Source organism: Mesorhizobium sp. M1A.F.Ca.ET.072.01.1.1 (assembly GCF_004023325.1).
Lineage (GTDB): Bacteria > Pseudomonadota > Alphaproteobacteria > Rhizobiales > Rhizobiaceae > Mesorhizobium.
On record NZ_RZSF01000523.1, the window covers coordinates 1 to 3,163 of the forward strand.

5 protein-coding genes are annotated in these 3,163 nt (G+C 64.9%); 4 read left to right on the forward strand and 1 reads right to left on the reverse strand.

The genetic code is table 11. From position 1 onward, the window contains the following. The 4 genes from ftsY to EOA32_RS35560 form a co-directional block, all read left to right on the forward strand. The coding region (gene ftsY / locus EOA32_RS35545; protein WP_245499505.1) for a signal recognition particle-docking protein FtsY at positions 1 to 1,061 on the forward strand (1,061 nt) is incomplete at its 5' end. Positions 1,062 to 1,103: 42 nt separating this feature from the next. Next, a complete protein-coding gene (locus EOA32_RS35550; protein ID WP_128374177.1) occupies positions 1,104 to 1,769 on the forward strand; it encodes a septation protein A in 666 nt (221 codons plus the stop codon). Positions 1,770 to 1,792: 23 nt separating this feature from the next. Then, the gene (locus tag EOA32_RS35555) at positions 1,793 to 2,413 is read left to right on the forward strand and encodes a pyridoxamine 5'-phosphate oxidase family protein (RefSeq protein ID WP_066991742.1); all 621 of its coding nucleotides are present in this window, start codon (positions 1,793 to 1,795) and stop codon (positions 2,411 to 2,413) included. 39 nt (positions 2,414 to 2,452) lie between these two features. Further along, complete coding sequence (locus EOA32_RS35560) at positions 2,453 to 2,986, forward strand: NADPH-dependent FMN reductase (protein WP_066991745.1); 534 nt, start codon at positions 2,453 to 2,455, stop codon at positions 2,984 to 2,986. Positions 2,987 to 2,998: 12 nt separating this feature from the next. Here the strand turns inward: EOA32_RS35560 and EOA32_RS35565 are convergent. Further along, on the reverse strand, positions 2,999 to 3,163 hold a 165-nt coding region (locus EOA32_RS35565; RefSeq protein WP_189407653.1), incomplete at its 5' end, for an SMP-30/gluconolactonase/LRE family protein.

The window sequence follows — 3,163 nt, forward strand, 5'->3', positions numbered from 1 at the left end:
AGCCGGGGCGGATCCTTGCCGAGATCGCGCCCGAGCCGGAAGCCGTCCCCGCGCCGCCGCCGACCCCCTCTGCCGGCAAGGTGACGGTCGCCAAAAAGGTCGAGCAGAAGGCCGAGCCGCAGAAGGCACCGGAGCCGGCGCCGCGGCGCTCCTGGTTCCAGCGCATGCGCGACGGGCTTGCCCGTTCCTCGCGCGAGCTCACCGGCAACATCGCCGGCGTCTTCACCAAGCGCAAGCTGGACGAAGACACGCTGCAGGATCTGGAGGATGTGCTGATCCGCGCCGATCTTGGCGTCGAGACGGCGCTGCGCGTCACCGATTCTCTCGCCTCAAGCCGATACGGCAAGGACGTTTCCGACTCGGAGGTCCGCGCCGTGATGGCGGCGGAAGTCGAAAAAGTCCTGACCCCGGTCGCCAAGCCGCTCGAGCTCGATCTCGGCCACAAGCCGCATGTCATCCTGGTCGTCGGCGTCAATGGCACCGGCAAGACCACGACCATCGGCAAGCTGGCGGCCAAGCTGACCGAAGGCGGGCTTTCGGTCATGCTGGCGGCCGGCGACACGTTCCGCGCGGCCGCGATCGAGCAGCTGAAGATCTGGGGCGAACGCACGAAGTCGCCGGTCATCGCCACCAAGCTCGGCGCCGACGCCGCCGGCCTCGCCTACGATGCCTTCGAGAAGGCGAAGGAGGCAGGCTCCGACGTGCTGATCATCGATACGGCCGGCCGCCTGCAGAACAAGACCGAGCTGATGGCGGAGCTGGAAAAGATCGTGCGCGTGCTGGGCAAGCTCGATCCGGAGGCGCCGCACACCGTGCTGCAGACCGTCGACGCCACCACCGGCCAGAATGCGCTCAGTCAAGTCGAGATCTTCCGCAACGTCGCCGGCGTCAACGGCCTGGTGATGACCAAGCTGGACGGCACGGCGCGCGGCGGTATTCTGGTGGCGATCGCCGCCAAGCATAGATTGCCGGTCTATTTCATCGGCGTCGGCGAGCAGGTCGACGACCTCGAACCCTTCTCGGCCAGCGAATTCGCCAGGGCGATCGCCGGCGTTGCTTGAGCGATCCCAAAAGCGCCGACTTTCGGGACAACAAGGACTTTCATGAACATCCTCGAACGCGACCCGTCCGACCCGCAGAAACAGAAGAAGGAGGGCATCAACCCGCCGCTCAAGCTGGTGCTCGAGCTCGGGCCGCTGCTGGTCTTCTTCTTCGCCAATGCGCGCGGCGAATGGCTGGCGCAGAAATTTCCGGCCTTGGCCGAGCTCGGCGGCCCGATCTTCGTCGCCACCGGCCTGTTCATGGCCGCCACCGCGTTGGCGCTGATCGCCTCGTGGCTGCTCACCCGCACCTTGCCGATCATGCCGCTGGTGTCGGGCGTCGTCGTCCTTATCTTCGGCGCGCTGACGCTCTATTTGCAGGACGACGTCTTCATCAAGATGAAGCCGACCATCGTCAACACGCTGTTCGGCGGCGTGCTGCTCGGCGGCCTCTTCTTCGGCAAGTCGCTGCTTGGCTATGTCTTCGACTCGGCTTTCAGCCTCGATGCCGAAGGCTGGCGCAAGCTCACCTTCCGCTGGGGCCTGTTCTTCCTCTTCCTGGCCCTCGTCAATGAAGTCGTGTGGCGGAATTGTTCAACCGATACCTGGGTTACCTTCAAGGTCTGGGGCATCATGCCGATCACGCTTCTCTTCACCTTCAGCCAGATGCCGCTGATCATGCGCCACTCGCTGGAGGAAAAAACCAAGGAAGAGCAGGCGAGTAAATAGAGCAGGTTCCGGGGAGGGGCGGCATGGAATTCCTCACCACGCGCGATGAGCTGAGGACGATCTACAAGACGCCGCGGCCGACCGACGGGTCGATCCGCAAGGAACTCAAGGCGCTCGATGGCCACTGCCGTTCCTTCATCGGCAAGAGCCCATTCGTGCTGATCGGCTCCTCCGACGGCGCCGGCAATGCCGACGTGACCCCGAAGGGCGACAAGCCCGGCTTCACCGCCATCCTCGACAGTTCCACCATCGCCATCCCTGACCGTCCAGGCAACAACCGGCTGGACACGCTGGAAAACATCGTTCGTTACCCGTCGGTAGGGCTGCTCTTCCTCATTCCCGGCATGAACGAGACGCTGCGCGTCAACGGCGAAGCCCACATAACCATCGACGCCGGACTGCGCGCCCGCCTGGCCGTCGACGGCAAGGAGCCGCTGAGCGTCATCGTGGTGACGGTCAAGGCCGCTTACATGCACTGCGCCAAGGCCTTTATGCGCTCCGAGCTGTGGGAGCCGGAGACCTGGTATGACCGCGCGAGCCTGCCGACGCTCGGCCAGATCATCCGCGACCAGCTGGCGCTTACAGAGAGCGCCGGCGAGATCGACCGCGAACTGGACGACGATTACCGGCAGACCATGTGGTAGGCTCCCGGGCACGATTCGTCCGAACCGCCCCCGTCACCCTTGCTGAACCTCCTCGCCATATCCGGCAGCCTGCGCGCCGCCTCGACCAATTCGGCCCTTGTCGCGGCGCTTGCCGCCAACGTGCCCGCGGATTGCCGCGTCACCGTCTATGACGGTCTCGGCCGCTTGCCGATCTTCAACCCGGATGAAGAGGGCGAGCGCACGCCGTGTGAGGCAAGATACCTGATCGAGGCCGTCAGCCACGCCGATGGCGTCGTCGTCTCCTGTCCCGAATACGCCCATGGCGTGCCGGGCGGCATGAAGAATGCGCTCGACTGGCTGGTGTCGCGCGATGCCGCCGTCGGCAAGCCGGCGATGCTGGTGCACGCCTCGCCGCGGTCGCTCTTTGCCCGCGCCGCCCTTGCCGAGATCATGCGCACGATGTCCTTCGCGCTCTACGAAAAGGCCGCGCTCGAGATCGCGCTGCTCGGCAAGAAGCCGCCGGAGGTGGAAGAAATCCTGGCTGAGCCGTCGAACCGACAGGCGATGCGCAAAGCACTTCAGGATTTCGCCGGCTTTATCCGCCCCCGCTGACGCCGTTGCCGGTCAATAGGTCTTCGCCCCATTCACCATCAGCCAGACCACATAGAGCGAGGTGGTGCCGCAGATGTAGAGGCGGTTGCGCTTGGCGCCGCCGAAGACGCAATTGGCGACGACTTCCGGCACTTTGATCTTGCCGATCAGCGTGCCGTCCGGATCGTAGCAATGGAT

Bases quoted from the DNA above. Each gene is read 5' to 3' on its own strand.
- EOA32_RS35550 (WP_128374177.1), top strand. From the start codon at position 1,104: ATGAACATCCTCGAACGCGACCCGTCCGACCCGCAGAAACAGAAGAAG.
- EOA32_RS35555 (WP_066991742.1), top strand. From the start codon at position 1,793: ATGGAATTCCTCACCACGCGCGATGAGCTGAGGACGATCTACAAGACG.